Raw genomic sequence first — 22,205 nt, 5'->3', positions numbered from 1 at the left:
CCTGTGCCGGCAGATTAAGAGGCGGCCGCCTCCAGCCAGTGCCGCCCCGGCAGGGCGGCGAAAAGCTGCTGCGTGTATTCATGCTGCGGGCTGCTGAACAGCCGCGCGGTCTCAGCGAATTCCACCACTTTGCCACGCTGCATCACCGCGATGCGGTCGCATAGCCGCGCGGCGACGCGCAGGTCGTGGGTGATGAACAGGATGGCGATGCCGAACCGGTCGCGGATGTTTTCCAGCAGATCAAGCACCTGGGCCTGCACCGAAACGTCCAGTGCCGAAACCGCCTCGTCGGCGACCAGGATTTCTGGCTCCATGGCGAGCGCGCGGGCGATGGCGATGCGCTGGCGCTGGCCGCCCGAGAACTGGTGCGGGTAGCGGTCGAGCGCGGCGCCGTCGAGGCCAACGGTTTCCATCAGGCCACGGGCGCGCTCCAGCGCCTCCTTGTGCGGGATGCCGTAATTCAGCGGCCCCTCGATGATCGACTGGCCCACCGTGCGGCGTGGGTTCAGCGACCGGTATGGATCCTGGAACACCACCTGGATGCGGCGGCGGAACGGGTGCAGGCTGCGCTCGTTCAGGCCGGCGATATCCATGCCGTCGAGCATGATGTTGCCGCCGCTCGGTTCGATCAGGCGGGCGATACAGCGTGCCGCCGTCGACTTGCCCGAGCCGGATTCGCCGACGATGCCCAGCGTCTGGCCCTTGTGCAGGTCTAGCGTCACGCCGTCCACGGCACGCACCACGCGGGTGCCCTTGAACATGCTGGTCGTGGTGTAGACCTTGGTCAGGTTCTCGGCATGCAGCAGCGGGGCGCCCGAGATCGGCGTGGCCTCACGCGGAGTCAGGCGCGGCACCGCCTTGATCAGCATCTTGGTGTATTCGTGCTGCGGATTGTACAGCACGTCCTTCGCGCTGCCGCTTTCCACCACCTCGCCATAGCGCATCACCACCACGCGGTCGGCGATGTCGGCCACCACGCCGAAATCATGGGTAATGAACAGCACGCCGGTGCCGTGGTCGCGCTGCAAGTCGCGCAGCAGGGTCAGAATCTGCGCCTGGGTGGTGACGTCCAAGGCCGTGGTCGGTTCGTCGGCGATCAGCAGGGCCGGTTCCAGCGCGAGTGCCATGGCGATCATCACGCGCTGGCGCTGGCCACCGGACAGCTGATGCGGATAGGCCTGCATCAGCCGCTTCGGATCGGGCAGATGCACGTCGCCGAACAACTGTTCGACGCGCTCTTCCACGCCCAGCCCGCGGCCCTGGCTGCGCATGTCCCAGCCATGGGCGCGCATCAGTTCGGCGACCTGCTCGCCTACCCGGTGCACCGGATTGAGCGCGGTCATCGGTTCCTGGAAGATCATCGACATCCGGCTGCCGCGCAGGGCACGCAGGCGTGCCTTGCTGGCCTGGCGCAGGTCTTCGCCTTCCAGCCGCACCTCGCCATTCGCGATGGGCAGGCTGCCCAGGCCCATCACGGTGCTGGCAGTCACCGACTTGCCCGAACCGGACTCGCCGACCAGGCAGACGATCTCGCCCGGCATCACGTCGAAACTGACATTCTGCACGGCGAGGCTGCGGTCGCCGCCCTTGGGCAGGGCAACGGACAGGTTCTTCACGCTGAGGACGGGGGCGTTCTTGGTCTCGGACATGGCTCAGGCCCCCAGCCGCTTCTTCATGCGCGGATCGAGCGTGTCGCGCAGCCCGTCGCCCAGGATGTTGACCGCCAGGATGGTGACGGCGAGGAACCCGCCGGGGAACAGGATGATCCAGGGCGCGCGCTGAAACACGCCGCGGCCTTCGGCGATGATGTTGCCCCAGGTTGGGATTTCCGGCGGCAGGCCGGCACCAAGGAAGCTCAGGATGGCTTCCACCAGGATGGCCGAGGCGCAGATATAGGTGCCCTGCACGATCAGCGGCGCGATGGTGTTGGGCAGGATATGCTGGATCAGGATTTTCGGCGTCGGCGTGCCCAGGCCGATGGCGGCCTCGACATAGGGCTCTTCGCGGATCGACAGCACCACGCCGCGCACCAGGCGGGCGACGCGCGGGATTTCCGGAATGACGATGGCGACGATCACCGTGACCAGCGTGGCGCCCGACAGCGAGACCAGCGCAATGGCCAGCAGGATGCCGGGAATCGCCATCAGGCCGTCCATGGCGCGCATCACCGGTCCGTCCAGCCAGCGGATGTAGCCGGCGACCAGGCCGATGGTCAGGCCGATGCTGATGGCGATGGCGGATACGCAGGCGCTGACCAGCAGCGAGACCTGCGCGCCATGCAGCACGCGGGTCCAGACATCGCGGCCCAGCATGTCGGTGCCCATCAGGAATTCGCCGGATGGCGGCTTCAGGCGGAAGCGCGGTGCGATCTGGCCCGGGTCGAACTGCGACAGCACTGGCGCGAGCAGCGCGACGATCAGCAGGATCAGCAATATGCCGCCGCCGATCAATACGGATGTATTGCGGAAAACCGCATGACGGAACAGGGCACGCATCAGTAACGAATCCGCGGATCGAGAAGGACGTAGGCGATGTCGATGGCCAGGTTGATCAGCACATAGACACCTGAGAAGAGCAGGATCACGCCCTGGATGATCGGGTAGTCACGGGCCAGCACCGCCTCGACCACCAGCCGGCCGACGCCGGGGATGTTGAACACGGTTTCCGTGATCACCACGCCGCCGATCAGCAGGGCAAAGCCGATACCGATCACCGACACGATAGGCACGGCGGCATTGCGCAGCGCGTGCCGCACCAGCACGGTGCTCTCGTTCAGGCCCTTGGCATGCGCCGTGCGGATGTAATCCTCGCCCAGCACCTCCAGCATCGCGGCGCGGGTGATGCGGGCGAACAATGCGATATAGATGAAGCTGAGGGTCAGGGTCGGCAGGGCGATGCGCTCCAGGAATGGCAGTAACCCCTCGCTCAGCGAGGCGAAACCTTGCACGGGCAGCAGATCCAGTTTCATCGAGAAGAAATAGATCAGGATATAGCCCAGCACGAAGACCGGGATCGAGAACCCGACCACCGACAGGGCCATGATGCCGCGGTCGATCCAGCCGCCCTGTTTCCAGGCGGCGATGATGCCGATCGGCACCGCCACGATCACGGCGAAAAACAGCGTGGTGAGCGCCAGCGAGATGGTCGGCTCGATGCGCTGGCCGATCATCATCGCGACCGGTTGCTTGGACAGCACGGAGCGGCCGAGGTCGCCCTGCAGCAGTTGCCCAAGCCAGGTGACGAACTGTTCCCAGATCGGCCGGTCGAGACCGAGATCGGCGCGGATGGCGGCGATCATCTCTGGCGTGGCGGCATCGCCGGCCAGGATCGCGGCCGGGTCGCCGGGGCTGAGCCGCAGCAGCAGGAATACGAAAATGGCCACCACCCCCATGACAGGGATGGCGGCCACCAGACGTGAAGAAATCAGACGAAGCATGGAAAACGCTTACGCAACTATCATGCCACTCGTCATTCCTTTTCGATGTTCCACAGGATGAAGGCCGGCGAGGGCAGGGTGCCCTTGACGTTCTTGCGCACCGCCGACGGCTGGAAGTATTCGCCGAGCGGGATGTAGTGGACCATTTCGTAGAGACGCTTCTGCACGGCGACGGCGATGGCTTTCTGCTTGGTCGGGTCCGCTTCGCGGGCGTAGTCGTCACGCAGCTTCTCGATCACCGGATCTTCGGTCCAGCCGAAGAAGCCGCCCTGCTTGCCCAGGCCCTTCACACCGGCATTGGTGATCGGGTTCATCATGTCGGCCGTACCCCAGGCGGTGTGAAAGATGTGCCAGCCGCCCTGGTCGATGGGATCGGTCTTGGCGCGGCGGCCCACCAGGGTCTGCCAGTCCATCGACTGCACTTCGATATTCATGCCGATGGCGCGCAGCAGCGGAGCCGAGACCAGAGGCAGCTGGTTGATGCTGTTCAGGTCGGTCGGCGCCATGATGACGATCTTCTCGCCCTTGTAGCCGCTTTCCGCCAGCATCTTCTTCGCCTTGGCAACATCGGCCTTCTTGATGCCGACGGCGCCTTCCTCGGTCTTCAGCGGGGTGGAGCAGCCGAAGATCGCACCGCAGACCTTGTAGTAATCCGGGTCGCCCACCTGGGCGGCCAGATAGTCTTCCTGCTGGATCGCGTGCAGGATGGCCTGGCGCACCTTCACGTTATCCAGCGGCGGCTGCAGCCAGTTCATGCGCAGCATGTAGTTCATGCCGAGCGGCTGCAGGTTGCGGATCTCGATATCCTTCTGCTTCTTCAGTTCGGGCAGCAGGTCGAAGGCCGGCTGTTCCCAGATATCGACTTCGCCCTTGATCAGGGCGTTCATCGCCGTCTGCGGGTCGCTGATGGTGGTCCACTCGACGCGGTCCACCTTCACCACCTTGCCGCCGCTGGTGAAGCTGGCCGGCTCGCTGCGCGGCTTGTAGTCGGGGTTCTTCTCATAGACCACCTTCACGCCGGGCTGGAATTCAGCCTTGACGAAACGATAGGGGCCCGAGCCGATTTCGTCCGGCACGTTCTGGTTCGGCGGCGTGTCGGCCATGCGCTTGGGCATGATGAAGGGCACGTTCGAGCTGGGCTTGCCGAGCGAGTCGAGCACCAGGCCGTAGGGTTCCTTCAGCACGAGCTGGAAGGTCTTCGCGTCGACCTCTTTCCACTCCTTGGTATAGGAGAAGAGCTTCTGGCCCATGGTGTCGTTCTTGCCCCAGCGTGCCAGCGAGGCGATGACGTCGGCCGAGGTGACCGGCGCGCCGTCATGGAATTTCAGGCCGTCGCGCAGGGTGAAGGTATAGGTCAGCTTGTCGCCGCTGACCTCATGCTTCTCCACCATCTGCGGCTTGACTTCCATCTTGTCGTTCACGGCGAACAAGGTGTCGTAGATCATGTAGCCGTGGTTACGCGACATGAACGCCGTGGTCAGGATCGGATCGGTGATGCGCAGACCGGCATGCGGGATGAAGCGCAGGACCTTCTTGTCCTGGGCAATGGCCTCGGTGGCCGCGCCGGCCAACAGACCAAGTCCGATACTCAGGCCGATAACGGACGCGAGTTGACGAAAATGACGTGAACGCATGGTACTCCCCCTTGTTTTTGTTTGACCGCTAACGAAAGCTGATCATGGTATGCATACGGAGGTCAAGGGAGTCTTTGCCGATTTCGTAAGCCGTCGAGCAGATGCCGTTTCGCTGTGCAGCATGCTCGTTGGCGTGGCGTTCCTCATATAACCGGGAGACATTGGTTCATGTCGAAGTCTATCGAATGCGGTGCGAGTCACGTCCGGAGAGCGGCATCGGGCCGCTGCCGCCGATGAAAGTCTTCATTGCCTGCCTTGGCACGGAAACCAACACTTTTTCGCCACTGCCGACCGGCGAGCAGGGATTCGCGGAATGGATGCTGTTTCGCGGCGATGCAACCCGGCGTCCGGAGAACCTGTTTTCCGGTCCGCTGCATGTCTGGCGGCGCGCGGCGGAAGCGCAGCAGGCAGAAGTGGCAGAGAGCCTGTCGGCATTCGCCCAGACCGCCGGTATTACGGTACGTAAGGTCTATGAGGGATTCCGCGACGAAATCCTCGCCGACCTGAAGGCGGCCATGCCGGTCGACATGGTGCTGCTCAGCCTGCACGGCGCCATGGTGGCCGATGGCTATGACGATTGCGAAGGCGACCTGCTGGAGAAAATCCGGACCATTGTCGGACCAATGGCGGCGGTGGGCGCCGAACTCGATCTGCATTGCTCGATCACCGAGAAGATGCTGAGCAATGCCGATGCACTGGTCACCTTCAAGGAATACCCGCATGTCGACAGCAATGCGCGTGCGCAGGAACTCTATGACATCTTGCTGGCCAAGCAGCAGGGCAGCGCCAGGCCGGTGATGGCGGTGTTCGATACCCATATGATCAGCCTGTGGCGCACGCCGGTCGAGCCGATGGCCTCGTTCGTGCGTGAAATGCAGGCCTGCGAGGGCCGTGACCGCATCCTATCGGTATCCTTTGCCCATGGCTTTCCGATGCAGGACGTGCCGGATGCCACGGCCAAGATGGTGGTGATCGCCGATGGCGACAAAGCCAAGGCGCAAGCGCTCGCCGAAAAACTCGGACGCAAGATCTGGTCGCTGCGCGAACAGACCGCGCCGAAGAACCTGAGCATCGATGCCGCGCTGGATCGTGCGCTGGGCCATGCCGGCAAGCGGCCGGTGGTGCTGGCCGACATCACCGACAATCCCGGCGGCGGTGCCGCCGGCGACGCCACCTTCATCCTGCGCCGCATCGTTGAACGCGGCATCGAGAATGTGGCCAGCGGCGTCTACTGGGATCCGATGGCGGTGCGATTCTGCTGCGATGCCGGCGAGGGCGCCAGCTTCGATTTGCGGGTGGGCGGCAAATGCGGCGTCACCTCGGGCGATCCGCTCGACCTGCATGTCACGGTCAAGCGTATCCTGACCGATGCGGCGCAGCCGGCGCTTACCGGCAGTCTGTCGATGGGGCCGTCGGTCTGGATCCAGGCCGACGGCGGGCGCGACCTGGTGCTGAATTCGCTGCGCACCCAGACCTTCCATCCCGGTGCTTTCGAGCAGTTCGGCATCCGTCTTGCCGACAAGGCCATGGTGGTGGTGAAATCGACCCAGCATTTCCATGCCGGGTTCGCGCCCATCGCCGGCGACATTCTCTATGTCGAGGCGCCGGGCGCGATGCGCTCGGATTTCGCAGACATTCCCTTCCAGAAAGTGCGCGGTCCCTACTGGCCCCGCGTCGCCGATCCCTTCGCTGCCGCCTGATAAAAAAGAGAGCCTTGCGCCCATGTCGGAGAATCTGAGTCGTTCCCTGCGTTACAGCAAAGAACCCGTTCGCAGCAAAGGCGGCGTCGTCGCCGCGCAGAACCAGAAGGCCGCCGATATCGGCGCCGAGGTGCTGCGCAGCGGTGGCAATGCCATCGATGCTGCCGTGGCCACCGCGTTTTCGCTCGCCGTGCTGGAACCGTGGATGAGCGGCATCGGCGGCGGCGGTTTCATGCTGGTCTGGGATGCGAAGAAGAAGAAGGCCCATGTCGTCGATTACGGCATGGTCAGCGCCGCAGGCCTCAATCCGGCCGATTATCCGCTGGCAGAAGGCGTGGGCGGCGATCTGTTCGGCTGGCCTCTGGTGGTCGAGGACCGCAATATCCTCGGTTATCCCTCCATCGCCGTGCCGGGCCAGCCCGAAGGCATGCGGCTGGCGCTGGAAAGTTTCGGCACCCGCAGCTGGCAGCAGAGCTTAGGGCCAGCCATCGAACTGGCCCGCCAGGGCATCGAGGTGGACTGGTTCCTCTCCATGGTCGTCACCTCGGCGGCGAAGGACCTGAGCAAATTCCCGGCTTCGCGCGCGCTGTTCCTGCCCGATGGCCTGCCGCCTTCGGCCGACTGGGCCGGCGTGGCGCCGCGATTGAAGAACGAAGCCCTGCTGGCCAGTCTGCAACGCCTGAGTGCCGCCGGCGCGCGCGATTATTACGAGGGCGAACTGGCCGCGAAACTGGTGCGCGACCTGCAGGCCGGCGGCTCGAAGATCTCAGCAAGCGACCTTGCCGGCTATCGTGCCCGCCTGGCCGAGCCCCTGAGTTATGCCTATGGCGACAAGACCCTGCTGCTGCCGCCCGGCCTCACCGCCGGCCCCAGCCTGTGCGACGCGCTGGAGGTCGCCGGTCCGAAGCTGGATCGCGGCGGCCTGTCGCCGCAGAGTTTCGTCGCCTATGCCGAAGGCCTCACGGCTTCGTATGAAAAACGTCTCGCCGGCATGGGTGACGACAACGGCAAGAGCTGCACCACGCATTTCTGCGTGATCGATGGCGAAGGCAACATGGTGGCCTTGACCCAGACGCTGCTGTCGCTGTTCGGCAGCCGCGTCATGCTGCCCGAAACCGGCGTGCTGATGAATAACGGCATCATGTGGTTCGACCCGCGTCCGGGCAAACCGAACTCGCTCGGCGCCGCCAAGCGCCCGCTGTCCAACATGCTGCCCAGCCTGGTCATCGATGGCGACAAGCCGTGGCTGGCCATCGGCGCCTCGGGCGGGCGCCGCATCATGCCGGCGGTGATGCAGCTGCTGTCCTTCCTGATCGACTACCGCATGCCGCTCGATGCCGCCTTCCACCAGCCGCGCATCGATGCCAGCATTCCGGGCCAGCCCTTCTGCGATCCGCTGCTGGATGATGCGACCCGTGCGGCTGTGAAGGCCCGTTACCCCAAGGCCGGCGAAAAGCGGCGCGATCCGTTCCCGCTGGCCTTTGCCTGCCCCTCGGCGGTGATGATCGAGCCTGACGGCAATCGCATCGGCATGACCGAAATCGCCCAGCCCTGGGCCGGGATGGCGGGCGCCTGAGCGGCGATTCATCCAGCCGGATCAAGCCCTAAGCGGGCCGGGCTTGCACCCGGCCCGGCCGCGCCGTATATCCCCGCCGCAACGAGAGGCCCCGCTGCAACAAAAGGATTTCCCGGTCATGGATCGCGTGCGTCTTGAGGGTTATGCATTTCTGGCGGCGTTCATCGCCTGTGTGCCGGCGGCCAACTGGCTGATCGGCAATGTCGGCACTGTCTGCGTGCCGCAGGGGCCCTGCCTGATCCCGGTTGCGCCTTTTGGCATCACCGCACCCAGCGGTGTCTTGATGATCGGTCTGGCCCTTGTGCTGCGCGATCTGGTACAGCGCCGGCTGGGCAAACGCTGGACGCTGGGCGCCATCGCGGTTGGCGCGGCGTTGTCTGGCCTGATCGCGCCGCCGGCGCTGGTGATGGCCTCGGCCGTGGCTTTCCTGCTGTCCGAACTGGCTGATTTCGCGGTGTACACGCCGCTGCAGAAACGTGGCCTGATCCGCGCCGTGTTGCTTTCCAGCCTGGTCGGCCTCTGCGTCGATTCCGTGGTATTCCTGTATCTCGCCTTCGGCAGCCTCGACTATCTGGCCGGCCAGATCATCGGCAAGGCATGGATGGTGCTGCTCAGCATCCCGGTGATCCGACTGCTGCGCGACCGCGACCAGCGGCTCGGCATAACGGCATCGGCCTGACAGTAAAAAGGCGGCTTCTCAGCCGCCTTTTTTGTTGCCTACTTTCATTTTGGCGCCTTCATCCTCGCAATGGCTCCGACCCAGTAATCGGGGTCTTCATATGCAGTCGGATCCGGCACGCCGGCCAGATGGAAAGCCTCGCGCCGCTCTACGCAGGTGCCGCAGCGGCCACAATGTTTCTCCCCGCCCTTGTAGCAGCTCCAGGTCTTTTCGTACGGCACGCCCAGGCGTGCGCCCTCGCGCACGATGTCGGCCTTGGTGAAGCCGACGAAGGGCGCGTAAAGCTGCACCTCCCACATGCCTTCCAGCGCGCAGGCCTGCATGGCGCGGAAGGCATCCACGAAGGCCGGCCGGCAATCGGGATAGATGAAATGATCGCCGCTATGCACGGCGATGCCCACCGCATCGGCCTTCGCCCCGGCGGCGATGCCGAAGGCGATACTCAGCATGATGGCGTTGCGGTTCGGCACCACGGTCGATTTCATGTTGTCTTCGGCATAATGGCCGTCCGGCACCGCGTCGCCGCCGCTGATCAACGAGGACGAGGTGAGGAAACGCCCGAGGCCGGCGATATCGACCACGTCATGCCGCGCGTTCAAGGCGGCGGCGATGCCGGCGGCATGTTCGATCTCGCGGCGATGGCGCTGGCCGTAATCGAACGAGATCAGGCGCTCCAGTCCGTTTTCCGCCGCGATCCGGTAGGCCAGCGTGACGGAATCGATGCCACCCGAGCAGAGAACAACGGCCTTCATGCCAGGGCGGCTTTCCGGCGCCGGGTCTGCAGCAGTCCAATCAGGCCGATGGCCGCCAGGGCGGGGATGAAGAACCAGAATTTCGACGGCCGGTCCGCCGGAATCAGCACGGCCTTCACATCGAAACCGCTCTCCAGCCCCACGCGTTTGGCATAGGAGCCGAATTTCACGGCGCCGACCTGAATCGTATCGCCCAGCATCATGAAATTGGCGCCGGAATCGGCCAGTTTCTCGCGGCCCGTCGCCTGGCTGCCAAGCGGCAGGCTGATGGTTTTCTCGATGTCGTCGCCTTCGATATTCATGCCGGCGATCACCAGATGGATGCGGCTGTTGGGCCGCATGCCCTCGGCGATCTGGAACAGCTGCGCCGGCGGCGCCGTTTCGTAAGGGTCCGCGATCATGTCGAGCCAGAAGCCCGGGCGGAACAGCGTGAAGCAGGCCAGCAGCAGCACGGCAGATTCCCACAAACGGCTACGGGTGAAGAAATAGCCCAACGTGCCGGCCGAGAAGGCCAGCATGGCAATCGTGCAGGCCGCGATCACCAATGCACCTTCCATCCAGCTGTCGATGCCGATCAGCAGGATCTGCGGATTGAACACGAACAGGAAGGGCAGGATCGCCGTGCGCAGGCTGTAGACCGTGCCCTGCAGGCCGGTCTTGATCGGATTCTCGCCCGAGATCGCGGCGGCGGCGAACGACGCCAGGCCCACCGGTGGCGTCACGTCGGCCATGATGCCGAAATAGAACACAAACAGATGCACCGCGATCAGCGGTATGGGGATGCCGGCCTGGGCGCCCAGTTCGACGATCACCGGCGCCATCAGGGTGGCGACCAAGATATAGTTCGCGGTGGTCGGGATGCCCATGCCAAGCACCAGGCAGATGAAGGCCGTCAACAGCAGCATGAGGATGATGTTGCCGCCGGAGATGAATTCGACGAAGTCGGTCATCATCAGGCCCATGCCGGTGAGCGTCACGGTGCCGACGATGATGCCGGCCGTGGCCGTGGCGATGCCGATGCCGATCATGTTGCGGGCGCCGATATTCAATCCATCAACGAAATCGCGCAGGCCGAGCACGACGGCGGCTGCGACATCGGTTTTGCGGAACAGGGCGAATAACGGCCGCTGGGTGAGCAGCAGGGCGATGATCGTGGCCGTGGCCCAGAAGGCCGACAGGCCGGGCGACATCTGCTCGACCATCAGGCACCACAGCAGCACGCCAATCGGCAGCAGGAAATGGAAGCCGGTGCGGGCGACATCCCATGCTTCGGGCAGATGGATCACCGGATCGTTGGGGTCGTCCAGCTTCAGGTCGGGGAAGCGCGCGGCATAGGCGATCAGGGCGACATAGCCGCCCGCGGCGGCCAGCGCGAGCAGCCATGGCGCGGCGTCGCCGAAAACGGCCTTGATGCCGAGGATGGCGTAATACAGCGCGCAGATCACCACGATGCTGCCGCTCCAGCCGAGCCCGAGCCGCAGCATCCGCTCTTTCACCGGACGCACGGTATCGCGCTTCAGCGGCTCGATTCCGGCTTTCAGGGCTTCCAGATGAACCATATAGAACAGCGCGACATAGGAGATCAGCGCCGGCAGCAGGGCATGCTTGACGATCTGGGCATAGGGGATGCCGACATATTCCACCATCAGGAAGGCGGCGGCGCCCATCACCGGCGGCATGATCTGGCCGTTCACCGAGGACGAGGTCTCGATGGCACCCGCCTTCACGCCGGACAGGCCGACCCGCTTCATCATCGGGATCGTGAAAATGCCGGTAGAAACGACATTCGAGACGGACGAACCCGAGATCAGGCCGGTCAGGCCCGAGGAGACGACAGCGACCTTGGCCGGGCCGCCGCGCAGGTGCCCCAGCAGGGCGAACGACATCTGCATGATGTAATTGCCGGCGCCGGCTTTCTCCAGCAGGGAACCGAACAGCACGAAGAGGAAGACGAAGCCGCTGGAAACGCCGAGCGCCACGCCGAACACGCCTTCGGTGGTCAGCCACTGGTGCTGCAGGAACTTGGTCAGCGAGGCGCCCTTATGCTGGATCGCTTCGGGCATCCATGGGCCGGCGAAGGTGAAGGCAATGAACACGGCCGCGACGACCACCATCGGCGGACCCAGGCTGCGCCGCGCCGCCTCCAGCAGCAGCAGGATGCCGACACCCGACGTGATCAGGTCCATCTCCGTCGGCGTGCCGGGCCGCAGGGCCAGGGCGCGGTAATGCGTGAACAGGTAGCTGGCGGCGAAAGCGGCCAGCAGGGCGAAGATCCAGTCACTGATCGGAATGTAATGGCGCGGCGAGCGCTTCAGCGCCGGGTAACAGGTGAAAGCGAGGAAGACGGCAAAGCCCAGATGGATGGCGCGCGCCTCGGTATCGTTCAGGATGAAGATGCCGAACACGAAAGGCAGCGGCGAGGCATACCAGAGCTGGAACAGCGACCAGGCCACGGCGACGAGGAACAATATCCGGCCGACCGCGCCCTTCGGATCTCGTCCGCCCAGATCGGAATCGGCGACGAGTTGCTGCAAGTCCTGCTCGGAGACGGGGCGTTGCGCTGCGGCGGTGCTCATGATCGGTCCTCGGAAATCGGTCGTCTGGTCGCTCAAAAAAAAGCCGGCCCGTTGTTACGCGGGCCGGCTTGACGGTGTGGAGCCGGATTACATCCAGCCCTTTTCCTTGTAGTACTTCACAGCGCCCGGATGGAGCGGGGCCGAGTTGCCGTCCTTGATCATGTTCTTCGGATCAAGCGCCGAGAAGGCCGGGTGCAGCTTCTTGAATTCGTCGAAATTCTCGAAGGTGGCCTTCACCAGCTGGTAGACGGTCTCATTGTCGACCTTGGCCGAGGAAACCAGCGTGGCCAGCACGCCGTAGGTCTGGGTCGCCTGCGGGTTGTTGTTGTACAGGCCGGCCGGGATGGTCGCCTTGGCGTAGTAGGAATTCGCCGCAACCAGCTTGTCGACGGCCGGGCCGGTGATCGAGACCAGCTTGGCGCCGCAGGTGGTGGTGGGATCCTGGATGTTGGCCGACGGATGGCCGACGCCGTAGAAGAAGCCGTCGATCTTGTTGTCGCACAGCGCGGGGCCATGCTCATCGGCCTTCAGCTCAGACGCCAGCGAGAAGTCCGACAGTTTCCAGCCCAGCGCGCCGAGCAGCTCTTCCAGCGAGGCGCGGGTGCCCGAACCCGGATTGCCGACGTTGAAACGCTTGCCCTTCAGGTCCTCGAACTTGGTGGCGTTGATTTCCTTGCGGGCCAGCACGGTGAACGGCTCGGGGTGCACCGAGAAAACCGAACGCAGGTCACCGAAGGCACCCGCATCCTTGAACGCGCCGACGCCCTTCAGGGCGTTGTAATGCACGTCGGACTGGGCCATGCCGAAATCGAGTTCGCCGGCCTTGATGGTGTTGATGTTGTAGGCCGAGCCGCCGGTCGATTCGACCGAGCAGCGGATGCCGTGGGCCTTGCGGTCCTTGTTCAGCAGGCGGCAGATCGCGCCGCCGGCTGCGTAATACACGCCGGTCACGCCGCCGGTGCCGATGGTGACGAATTTCTGCTGCGCGAAGCCGGTGCCGGGCAGGGCGGCCAGCAGGGCCGCGCCGAGCATGCCGCCCAGCAGGTGCTTGGTTGCAAACTGCATGTTACTTCTCCTCCGTATTGGACTGCGCCGTCTGGGCGCAACCGATTGACTGATATGATCGCCGACCGTATTGGCGGCGTCGGCACAGGCCAGGAACTGCGTAATGGCAGACCGCACCCCGTTGCGGCATACCGGCCCATACGCTCCCTGTGATAGCGGAAAGACCCTGCCTCCCGCCATGCGTATCGGTACCCTGTCCATAACCCGATGGTATGGACACCGGTCCGGCCGGTTTCGTCAAGTCCGTTGCGGCTTGTTTGTTGTCACAAGTGCGCCAGAAACCGATTTTTCCACTTGCATCAGCACGGCGCCGAACTTGCGTGCCAGCACCGAGGCCGGCTGGTGCTTGGCCCGCATGATGTGCACCGCAAAATCGATTCGCGGCAGCAATGGCCGCGCGATCACCTGGCGCGGATCGTGGGCCGCAGCCGTGTACTGATCGACAATGGCCACGCCGGCGCCGCGCGCGACAAGCGACAGCGCGATCTGGTTGGTTTTGACCTCGACGATGGGCTGCAGGTCCACGCCCGACAGCTTCACGGCGGCACCGAAGGCGGCACCCAGCGGGTCGTCGCTGCGCAGGCCGATGAAGGGGTGTTTGCGGAACCAGTCGAGTTTCACAGTCGCGGGCACCTGGTTTTCCATGCTCTTCGGAAAAATACCGTAGAATTGCGCCTCGGCCAGTTGCTGGATGTCGAGGCCGGGATGCGCCTGGATGTCGAAGCCGATGCCCAGGTCCACCTCGTGGTTCAGCACCACGCGCACCAGGTCGGCATATTGCCGGGTCTCGACCTCGAAGCTGACATCGGGGTGTTTCAGGCGGAAACGGCTGATCGCCAGCGGCACCAGGTCGAGGCACAAAGCCGGCGCGGCGGCGATACGCAGATGGCCGCTGGTGGCGGCGCCGAGGTTGCGCGAGAGTTTGCGCAGGTTCTCCAGCCCGCTGATGATGCGCTCGCTCTCGGCATGCAGCACTTGGCCCTCGCGGGTCGGTAGCAGCCGGCCCTTCACGCGATCAAACAGCTTGTAGCCGAGCTGGTCCTCCGCGCGCAGCAGCAGGCGGGTGGCCGCCGGCTGCGAGATGTTGAGCATCTTGGCGGCAGCGGTGATCGTGCCGGTCAGCATGATGGCATGGAAGACTTCGAGATGGCGCAGTTGCATGGTGGGTTCCGATTCTGGCGACCGCACTCTAGCGGTGCGGAGGCTTTCCCCCAAGGGGCGGCATAACCGGATGTTATGGCTGCCGCCCGCATCGGCAGTGGTGGCCTTGGCCGGCGCTCCCTAGCTTTAGGATGGGTGGTCGTATTGTGGCGCTGCCATGGAGTGCGGCATGGATATCGTGGTGATCGGGTCTGGTGTGGTGGGGATGACGACGGCCTGGCGGCTGGCGCGCGACGGCCATCGCGTCACCGTGGTCGATCGCGCCGGTGCCACCGCCCAGGGCGCCAGCCACGCCAACGGCGCCCAGCTCAGCTATTCCTATGTCGCCCCGCTGGCCTCGCCCAGTGTGTGGTTCGACCTGCCGAAATACCTGTTCGGGCGGACATCGCCGGTGCGGTTCCGGCCGGGCTTCGACCTCTTTCAGTATCGCTGGCTGTTGCGATTCCTGGCCGCCTGTACACGCGCGGAAGCGCTCGCCACCACCGAAAAACTGTTGCGGCTGGCTTTCCTGAGCCGTGATGTGCTGCATGCCGCCGCCGATATCCGCGCCATCGATTTCCTGTGGAGCCGCACCGGCAAGCTGGTGCTGCAGGGTGATGCCGCCGGTCTGGCCGGCGCGCGGGCGCAGGCGGAATACCAGAGCCGTCTGGGCAGCGAACAGCAGGTGCTGGACCGCGACGGTTGCCTGGCCGTGGAGCCGGCGCTGAAAGCCATCGCGCATCGTATCCATGGCGGCGTCTTCACACCGGGCGACGAGGCGGCCGATCCCTATCGCCTCTGCCTGGGCATCGAAGGCCTGCTGTCGGGCGCCAATTCCGGTGTGCGTTTCGTCTATGGCTCGAAAGTGCGCGGCCTGCTGCGCGCGGGAGGTCATTTGTTGGGCGTGCAGACCGATGCCGGCGTGATCGAGGCCGATGCCTATGTGCTGGCCGCCGGCGTCGCCAGCCGACGGCTGGGCCTGAGCGCTGGTCTCGACCTGCCGATCTATCCGATCAAGGGCTACAGCCTGTCGCTGCCGATTGCCGACGATGCGGCAGCGCCCCATGTCTCGATCACCGACACCGCCTGCAAGACGGTCTATGCCCGGCTGGGCACACGCCTGCGGGTGGCCGGCATGGCCGATATCGTCGGCGCGAATGACCAGATCGATCCGGCCCGTCTGGGCCAGCTTGTAGCGCAGGCGCGCGAGGCTTTCCCCCAGGCCGCCACCTGGCAGCAGATCGAACCCTGGACCGGCCTGCGCCCGGCCACGCCGAAGGGCCTGCCGATCCTGGGCAACAGCGGCATCGACAACCTGCTGCTCAATGTCGGCCACGGTGCGCTGGGTTTCACGCTCGCCTTCGGCTCGGCCGAGGCCATCGCCGCGAAAATCGCCGGCCGTCCCGCTCCGGTGCCGGAACAGGATTTCGGCCTGGCGGCGGCCTGAGAGTTAGCGTAGGTCCGCCAGCATCTCGCGCGCGGCTCTGGCATCGGCGATGGCGCGGCCCATCAACCCGGCATGCTGCACGGTCTGGCGCACCAGGGCCGTGTTGTCGGCCGCTACGCTGCCGTCGCTGAGCAGGATGTTGTTCTCGAAGCCGATGCGGGCATGGCCGTTCAGGCCCAGTGCCGCCAGGGCGCAGGCCGATTCCTTCGGGCCGAAGGCGCAGACGGCGAAGGCGCCATCGGCATTGCTCCAGTCATGCAGGAAGGGCAGCAGGTCGGTCGGTTCCGACCGCTGGCCGGCGCTGTAGCGGCCCAGCACGAACAGCACGAAATGTTTCTCGCCCGGCACGATACCGCGCGCCTTCAGGTCATGGAAACGCTGCAGGTCGGCATCGGAATACAGGATGTACTGCATCATCGTGCCGGCCTTGTGCAACTCGCCCAGAAAGGCGGCGGCGTCGGATTCGGTGTCCGCATCCGGCACGATCTCGCGGATGGCAAGTGAACAGGCTTCCGGCATCAGGGCACGCATCGCCGCCATCTGTTCGTGGCGGCTGTAAATGCCGGCCGCTTCCGAGGTGGCCTGGATGATGATGTCGTCGCCGGCCTCGCGGCGTATCGCGATGGTGGCGGCGCGGTAGAGATCGGCATCCAGCGAATGCCGCCCGCTGCCCGGTTCGCGCACATGCAGGTGGATCATGGCCGCGCCGGCATCCAGGCATTGTGCGGCACAGGCGCCCAGTTCGTCGGCCGTCAACGGTACGGCCGGATGGTCGGCCTTCAGCTTGCGGGCCCCATTGGGTGCGACGGCGATCAGGGCGGGCGCCAGCACGGCGGGGATGATCGGGGCGGCGCTCATCAGGCGATGCTCTTCAGGGCGGTATCGACCGCGTCACCCAGCCGTTCGACGATGGTGTCGATGTCGCCCGGTTTGCAGATGAAGGGCGGCGCCAGCAGCACATGGTCGCCATGTTTGCCGTCGATGGTGCCGCCCATGGGATAGCACATCAGGCCGATAGCCATCGCTTCCTTCTTGATCCGTGCATTCAGTTTCAACGCCGGGTCGAAAGTGGCCTTGGTGGTCCGGTCCTGCACCAGTTCGATGGCCTGGAACAGGCCGCGGCCGCGGATGTCGCCCACATGGCGATGATTGCCGAAGCGCTCCTGCAGGCGGTCCATCAGATGCGCGCCCATCGCTTTTACATTGTCGAGCAGGTGGTCGCGCTCGATCACCTCCTGCACGGCCAGGGCGGCGGCGCAGGCCATCGGATGGCCCAGATAGGTATGGCCATGCTGGAAAAAACCAGAGCCCTTGGTGAAGGCGTCGAAGATATGCCGGCCCAGCAGCACGGCGCCAATCGGCTGATAGCCGCCGCCCAGGCCTTTGGCGATGGTCATGATGTCGGGCGAGACGCCTTCCTGCTCGCAGGCATGCAGCGTGCCGGTGCGACCCATGCCGCACATCACCTCGTCCAGGATCAGCAGCACGCCATACTTGTCGCAGATTTCCCGGATGCGCCTGAAATAACCCGGTGCGGCTGTCACGGCGCCCAGGGTGGCGCCTACCACCGGTTCCGCCACGAAGGCGATCACGCTGTCCCGGCCCAGTTCCAGGATCTTGGCTTCCAGTTCGTCGGCGGCGCGCTTGCCATAGGCTTCCGGTGTCTCGTCGGGCCGGCGGTCGCGGTATTCAAAGCAGGGCGCAATGTGATGCGCCTCGATCAGCATGGGCGCGAATTGCTGGCGTCGCCAGGCATTGCCGCCCACGCTCAGCGCGCCGACGGTGTTGCCGTGATAGCTCTGGCGCCGGGCGATGAAATGCCGGCGCTGCGGCTCGCCGCGCTCCACGTGATACTGCCGCGCCATCTTCAGCGCCGCCTCGATGGCTTCCGAACCGCCCGAAACGTAATAGACGTGGCTGATGCCCTTGGGCGCGCCGCCCACCAGTTTGTCGGCCAGTTTCTCGGCCGGCTCGGTGGTGAAGAAGCTGGTATGGGCGAAGGCCAGCTTGTCGGCCTGCTCGTGGATCGCGCGCGTCACATCGGGATGGCCATGGCCCAGGCAGCTCACCGCCGCGCCGCCCGAGGCATCGATATAGCGCTTGCCGGTGGAATCGATGATCTCGATGCCTTCGCCGCCGACGGCGACCGGATAGGCGTGGTTGGTCATGCGGTGCAGGATGCGGCTCGTCATGGGGTGGCTTTCTTGCGCTTGGGGGACCAGTAGGTGGAGAAGGCGCCGAGTTGCACCTCGGCATTGCGGATGGCGGCCAGAGCCTGCTCGCCGGCGCGGGCGGCGATCAGCGCCACCAGCGTCTCGGCCATGGCAAAGGCCGGCGTGACGGCATGGAAGAATGAAGGCGTCTCGGTCGGCACCAGCAGGCTGTGCTGGGCGAGGCCCGCCACCGGCGACACGCGGCTGTCGGTGATCGCCACGATGGTCAGGCCGCGCTGGCGCGCATAGGCTACGCGTTCCACCGTGGCGCTGGCATAGGGCGCCACGCTGACCGCCAGCAGGGCATCGCCGCGGCCGGCATGGCGCAGGGCGTCGATGCCGGTATCGCCGGCACCGTCCAGCAGCACGCCATTGGCGCGGAACAGGCCATAAATGTAGCTGGCATGGAAGGCCACCGCATGGCAGGAGCGCAGGCCCAGGAAATGCAGGCGGCGCGCAGTATCCAGTGCCCCGGCGGCGGCCACCAGCGCGGCGATGCCGGCCTCGTCATGGCTGCTGGCGATATGTTCGGCCATCGCCCAGCCGATCTGGCCGGCCAGGGCGGCATCGCCGCTTTGCTGCTGGCGCTGCTGCAGCCGGTCGGCGCGGTTGCTGAATTCGGCGCTGAAGGCCTTGCCGGGGTTGCGGCGCAGCAGGCTGGCCTGCACATCGCGGAAGGCGGCGAAATCGGCAAAGCCCAGCTGCCGCGCCAGCCGCGTCATGGTCACTGGCGGCACGCCGGCGCGGCGGGCCTGTTCACGCATGGACAGCAGGGCGACGTCGTCGGGATGGTCCAGCACGAAGCGCGCCGCCGCCTTCAGCTGCGGCGGCAGCGTCTCGAAGGCGGCCGCGATGCGGGCTGGTAGCGAGTCGGGCGCGGTATGGCGCGGGCTGGGCATGGCAGGATTGAAGCCGATTTCCTCAGTCATAGCAACAAATGATTCAGCAAATGAATTAATGAAACAATCGTTTCAAATGGGGCTGCTGCGCCGCCTATAAGATTTGCTTATGCTGTTTTGGATTCAGCGACAGGAATTCCTATGGCCGATCTGCGCAACCTCGAAACCTTCGTCTGGGTCGCCCATCTGGGCGGCTTCCGCGCCGCCGCCGAAAAACTCAACACCACGCAGCCGGCAGTATCGCAGCGCATCGCCCTGCTGGAAACCGAACTGGGCGTGAAGCTGTTCGACCGCGAACCGCGCGGCGTGGCGCTGACGCTGAAGGGCAACGAATTGCTGCCCTATGCCGAGCGCATGCTGCAACTGCGCGCCGACCTGCTGCAGGCGGCACGCGAGAAACGCGCCATGCGCGGCGTGGTGCGGCTGGGCGTGGCCGAAACCATCGTGCACACCTGGCTGTCCAAGCTGATCGAGCGCATGCATGCCGTCTATCCGGCGCTGACGCTGGAGATCGAGGTCGATACCTCGCCGATCCTGCGCGAACGGCTGGTGGCGCATCAGCTCGATATCGCCTTCCTGCTGGGGCCGGTCAGCGAGCCGCGTATCAAGAATGTCGCGCTGTCCAGCTATCCGCTCGCCTGGGTCGCCAGCCCCGATCTCGATCTCGGGCCCGAACCCGTGCCGCTGGGCACGCTTGGGCGCTGGCCGATCATCACCTATCCACGCAACACGCGGCCTTTCATCACCATCCGTGAAATGATGACACGCTCCGACCTGCCCAACCTGCGCATGTATGGCAATGCCTCGCTCAGTACCATCGTGCGCATGACGCTGGATCGCATCGGCATCAGCGCGATCCCCCCGGTGGTGATCCGGCGCGAACTGGCCGAGAAGCGCCTGCGATTGGTGCGCGCCGAGCAGAGCCTGCCGGATCTGAACTTTTCCGCCAGTTATCCGCTCAAACCCGACAGCTACATGGCGGAAGCCGTGGTGGAGATCGCCCGCGAACTCGCGCAGGCCGAGGCAAAACGCCGGAATAAGCAGCGCCGCGCCTGATTTTTAATCGATAAGAATTTCTTATCGCATTCCATCCGAAACCGCGATTGGACAGGATGGCCCCGCCCGTGATGGCATGACCGGATTGTGACGGTAGGGTCTTGGGGGAAGGCATGAATGCGATGACGGCCAAGGTTTATGGCAGCGGCCACGCGGCGCGGTTGGCCGTGCGGCGCGGCGAGCATCGCGGCCCCACCGCCGGCATCGCGCCGGGCTTGGTGCAGGGCAACCTCGCGATCCTGCCCAAAGCGCTGGCCGACGATTTCTTCCGCTTCTGCCAGTTCAACCCCAAGCCCTGCCCGTTGCTGGCGGCCAGCGAACCCGGCGATCCGCGCCTGCCCACGCTGGGCGAGGATGTCGATATCCGCACCGATATTCCGCTTTATCACGTCTGGCGCGACGGCGTGATGGTCGAGGCCGTCACCGATCTCAAAAGCCTGTGGCGCGACGACCTCGTCGCTTTCCTGATCGGCTGCTCGTTTTCCTTTGAGGAGGCGCTGGTCGAGGACGGCATCCCGCTGCGCCATATCAGCTGCGGCACCAACGTGCCGATGTACCGCACCAATATCCAGACCCAGCCGGCCGGGCCGTTCCACGGGCCACTGGTGGTGTCGATGCGGCCGCTGAAGCCCGCCGATGCGATCCGCGCCGTGCAGATCACGTCGCGTTTTCCGGCCGTGCATGGCGCGCCGGTGCATATCGGCAAGCCCGAGGTGATCGGCATCAAAGACATCATGCAGCCCGATTACGGCGATCCGGTCGAGGTGAAGGACGATGAACTGCCGGTCTTCTGGGCCTGCGGCGTCACGCCCCAGTCGGTGATCGCCACGGTGAAACCGGATTTCTGCGTCACCCATGCGCCCGGGCACATGCTGGTGACCGATCTGAAGAACAGCCGTTTGGCCATCCTGTAAGTTCTACCAACCAGAGGGGAAGACAATGAAGACCATGATCAAGTCGCTGGCGGTTGCCGGCGCATTGCTGACCGGCCTGGCCGGTGCGCCGATGGCGCAGGAAATGCCGAAGACCGCGCTGAAGGTGGTCGGCGCCTGGGGGAACCTGACCCAGTACAAGAATTTCGAACAGCCCTTCTGGTCGAAGGAGATCACCGAGAAGTCGAACGGCGCCATCACCGCCGAGATCACCCCGTTCAACGAAATGGGCCTCAAGGGCGCCGAGATTTTCCGCCTGATGCGTCTGGGCGTGATCGACTTCGGTTCCACCGTGCTGGGCTATGTCGCGGCCGACGATGCCCGCAACGAGGCGGTCGACCTGGCCGGCCTGGCGCCGGACGTGGCCACCGCCCGCAAGATTTCCGACGCCTACAAGCCGGTCTACGACAAGTTCTACCGCGAACGCTTCGGCGTGCAGGTGCTCGGCATCTGGCCGTATTCGGCCCAGGTGCTGTTCTGCAACGGCGACATCAAGGGCCTGGCCGACCTGAAGGGCAAGAAGGTGCGCACCGGCAACCGCACGCTGGCCGAATTCGTCGAGGCCTTCGGCGGCACCGGCGTGACCATGGCCTTCAACGAGGTGGTGCCTGCCCTGCAGAACAAGGTGGTCGATTGCGCCATCACCGGCACGCTGTCGGGCAACTCGGCCAAGTGGCACGAGGTGGCGACCCATATCTATGCCCTGCCGCTGGGCTGGAGCCACGTCATGCATGGCGTGAACGTCAAGACCTGGGAAAAGCTGAACCCGCAGGTGCGCGCTTTCCTGCAGAAGGAAATCGCCGGCCTGGAGGACCGCATCTGGAAGGCAGCCGCCGAGGAAACCCAGCAGGGTTATGACTGCAACGCCGGCAAGGCCAGCTGCACTATGGGCACCAAGGCGAAGATGACCGTCGTGCCGGTCTCGGATGCCGACAAGGCCCTGCTGAAGAAGGCGCTGACCGAAACCGTGCTGCCGAAATGGGCCGCGCGCTGCCAGGGCGATTGCGTCGCCACCTTTAACGACAGCATTGGCAAGGTGGTCGGCCTGACCGCCACCGCCAAGTAAGCTGCCTCCCCAGCCGGGGCCCGGATTCTCCTCC

The 22,205-nt window shown here is 64.9% G+C and carries 18 protein-coding genes; 7 read left to right on the top strand and 11 right to left on the bottom strand.

The genetic code is table 11. From position 1 onward, the window contains the following. Window positions 1-14: 14 nt before the first annotated feature. The 4 genes from ACK4FJ_RS09845 to ACK4FJ_RS09830 are packed head-to-tail and all read right to left on the bottom strand — an operon-like array spanning window position 15 to window position 5,070. On the bottom strand, window positions 15-1,649 hold the full coding sequence (locus ACK4FJ_RS09845; protein ID WP_409765888.1) for an ABC transporter ATP-binding protein: 1,635 nt from the start codon (window positions 1,647-1,649) through the stop codon (window positions 15-17). A gap of 3 nt (window positions 1,650-1,652) precedes the next feature. Beyond that, window positions 1,653-2,495: an ABC transporter permease gene (locus tag ACK4FJ_RS09840; RefSeq protein ID WP_409765886.1), complete on the bottom strand. Its 843-nt coding sequence runs from the start codon at window positions 2,493-2,495 to the stop codon at window positions 1,653-1,655. Further along, window positions 2,495-3,436 (bottom strand): ABC transporter permease, encoded by a 942-nt coding sequence (locus ACK4FJ_RS09835; protein ID WP_409765884.1) that lies wholly within the window; start codon window positions 3,434-3,436, stop codon window positions 2,495-2,497. Before ACK4FJ_RS09835 ends, ACK4FJ_RS09840 begins: the two co-directional genes overlap by 1 nt. Before the next feature lie 32 nt (window positions 3,437-3,468). Beyond that, the gene (locus ACK4FJ_RS09830; RefSeq protein WP_409765882.1) at window positions 3,469-5,070 is read right to left on the bottom strand and encodes an ABC transporter substrate-binding protein; all 1,602 of its coding nucleotides are present in this window, start codon (window positions 5,068-5,070) and stop codon (window positions 3,469-3,471) included. 233 nt (window positions 5,071-5,303) lie between these two features. On the opposite strand from ACK4FJ_RS09830, the gene ACK4FJ_RS09825 reads away from it, so the two are divergent. The 3 genes from ACK4FJ_RS09825 to ACK4FJ_RS09815 all read left to right on the top strand — a co-directional run bounded on the left by ACK4FJ_RS09825 (window position 5,304) and on the right by ACK4FJ_RS09815 (window position 9,025). Beyond that, window positions 5,304-6,770, top strand: coding sequence for a M81 family metallopeptidase (locus tag ACK4FJ_RS09825; RefSeq protein ID WP_409765880.1), 1,467 nt, complete (start codon window positions 5,304-5,306; stop codon window positions 6,768-6,770). Window positions 6,771-6,792: 22 nt separating this feature from the next. Then, a complete protein-coding gene (locus tag ACK4FJ_RS09820; RefSeq protein WP_409765878.1) occupies window positions 6,793-8,346 on the top strand; it encodes a gamma-glutamyltransferase family protein in 1,554 nt (517 codons plus the stop codon). Window positions 8,347-8,464: 118 nt separating this feature from the next. Continuing rightward, complete coding sequence (locus ACK4FJ_RS09815) at window positions 8,465-9,025, top strand: VUT family protein (RefSeq protein ID WP_409765876.1); 561 nt, start codon at window positions 8,465-8,467, stop codon at window positions 9,023-9,025. Window positions 9,026-9,069: 44 nt separating this feature from the next. On the opposite strand, the gene queC is transcribed toward ACK4FJ_RS09815, so the two are convergent. The 4 genes from queC to ACK4FJ_RS09795 all read right to left on the bottom strand — a co-directional run bounded on the left by queC (window position 9,070) and on the right by ACK4FJ_RS09795 (window position 14,579). Next, window positions 9,070-9,777 (bottom strand): 7-cyano-7-deazaguanine synthase QueC, encoded by a 708-nt coding sequence (gene queC, locus ACK4FJ_RS09810; RefSeq protein WP_409765874.1) that lies wholly within the window; start codon window positions 9,775-9,777, stop codon window positions 9,070-9,072. After that, window positions 9,774-12,353 carry a TRAP transporter permease gene (locus tag ACK4FJ_RS09805; protein WP_409765873.1) on the bottom strand — a complete coding sequence of 860 codons (2,580 nt, stop codon included), beginning with the start codon at window positions 12,351-12,353 and terminating at the stop codon, window positions 9,774-9,776. The genes queC and ACK4FJ_RS09805 overlap by 4 nt, the downstream gene beginning before the upstream one ends. An 87-nt stretch (window positions 12,354-12,440) precedes the next feature. Next, the gene (locus ACK4FJ_RS09800) at window positions 12,441-13,418 is read right to left on the bottom strand and encodes a TAXI family TRAP transporter solute-binding subunit (RefSeq protein WP_409765871.1); all 978 of its coding nucleotides are present in this window, start codon (window positions 13,416-13,418) and stop codon (window positions 12,441-12,443) included. 237 nt (window positions 13,419-13,655) lie between these two features. Next, window positions 13,656-14,579 (bottom strand): LysR family transcriptional regulator, encoded by a 924-nt coding sequence (locus ACK4FJ_RS09795; protein WP_409765869.1) that lies wholly within the window; start codon window positions 14,577-14,579, stop codon window positions 13,656-13,658. Window positions 14,580-14,748: 169 nt separating this feature from the next. On the opposite strand from ACK4FJ_RS09795, the gene ACK4FJ_RS09790 reads away from it, so the two are divergent. Beyond that, window positions 14,749-16,005, top strand: a complete 1,257-nt coding sequence (locus ACK4FJ_RS09790; protein WP_409765867.1) for a D-amino acid dehydrogenase — start codon at window positions 14,749-14,751, stop codon at window positions 16,003-16,005. Window positions 16,006-16,008: 3 nt separating this feature from the next. On the opposite strand, the gene ACK4FJ_RS09785 is transcribed toward ACK4FJ_RS09790, so the two are convergent. From ACK4FJ_RS09785 to ACK4FJ_RS09775, 3 genes are read right to left on the bottom strand one after another with little or no spacing between them, the layout of a single operon-like run. Next, window positions 16,009-16,863, bottom strand: coding sequence for a 3-keto-5-aminohexanoate cleavage protein (locus ACK4FJ_RS09785; protein ID WP_409765865.1), 855 nt, complete (start codon window positions 16,861-16,863; stop codon window positions 16,009-16,011). Next, entirely contained in the window at window positions 16,863-18,197 is a 1,335-nt protein-coding gene (locus tag ACK4FJ_RS09780; protein ID WP_409765863.1) for an aspartate aminotransferase family protein, read from the bottom strand. Before ACK4FJ_RS09780 ends, ACK4FJ_RS09785 begins: the two co-directional genes overlap by 1 nt. Continuing rightward, on the bottom strand, window positions 18,194-19,147 hold the full coding sequence (locus ACK4FJ_RS09775; RefSeq protein ID WP_409765861.1) for a MurR/RpiR family transcriptional regulator: 954 nt from the start codon (window positions 19,145-19,147) through the stop codon (window positions 18,194-18,196). The genes ACK4FJ_RS09780 and ACK4FJ_RS09775 overlap by 4 nt, the downstream gene beginning before the upstream one ends. Window positions 19,148-19,258: 111 nt before the next feature. On the opposite strand from ACK4FJ_RS09775, the gene ACK4FJ_RS09770 reads away from it, so the two are divergent. The 3 genes from ACK4FJ_RS09770 to ACK4FJ_RS09760 all read left to right on the top strand — a co-directional run bounded on the left by ACK4FJ_RS09770 (window position 19,259) and on the right by ACK4FJ_RS09760 (window position 22,171). Continuing rightward, complete coding sequence (locus ACK4FJ_RS09770; RefSeq protein WP_409765859.1) at window positions 19,259-20,173, top strand: LysR family transcriptional regulator; 915 nt, start codon at window positions 19,259-19,261, stop codon at window positions 20,171-20,173. A 113-nt stretch (window positions 20,174-20,286) separates the two neighbouring features. After that, on the top strand, window positions 20,287-21,087 hold the full coding sequence (locus tag ACK4FJ_RS09765; RefSeq protein WP_409765857.1) for a putative hydro-lyase: 801 nt from the start codon (window positions 20,287-20,289) through the stop codon (window positions 21,085-21,087). Window positions 21,088-21,112: 25 nt separating this feature from the next. Continuing rightward, window positions 21,113-22,171: a TRAP transporter substrate-binding protein gene (locus ACK4FJ_RS09760; RefSeq protein WP_409765855.1), complete on the top strand. Its 1,059-nt coding sequence runs from the start codon at window positions 21,113-21,115 to the stop codon at window positions 22,169-22,171. Window positions 22,172-22,205: the final 34 nt, after the last annotated feature.

The organism is Ferrovibrio sp., assembly GCF_046297595.1.
Lineage (GTDB): Bacteria > Pseudomonadota > Alphaproteobacteria > Ferrovibrionales > Ferrovibrionaceae > Ferrovibrio.
Note: the sequence above shows the minus strand (reverse complement) of the source record. Positions and strands in the feature narration are given on the sequence as shown.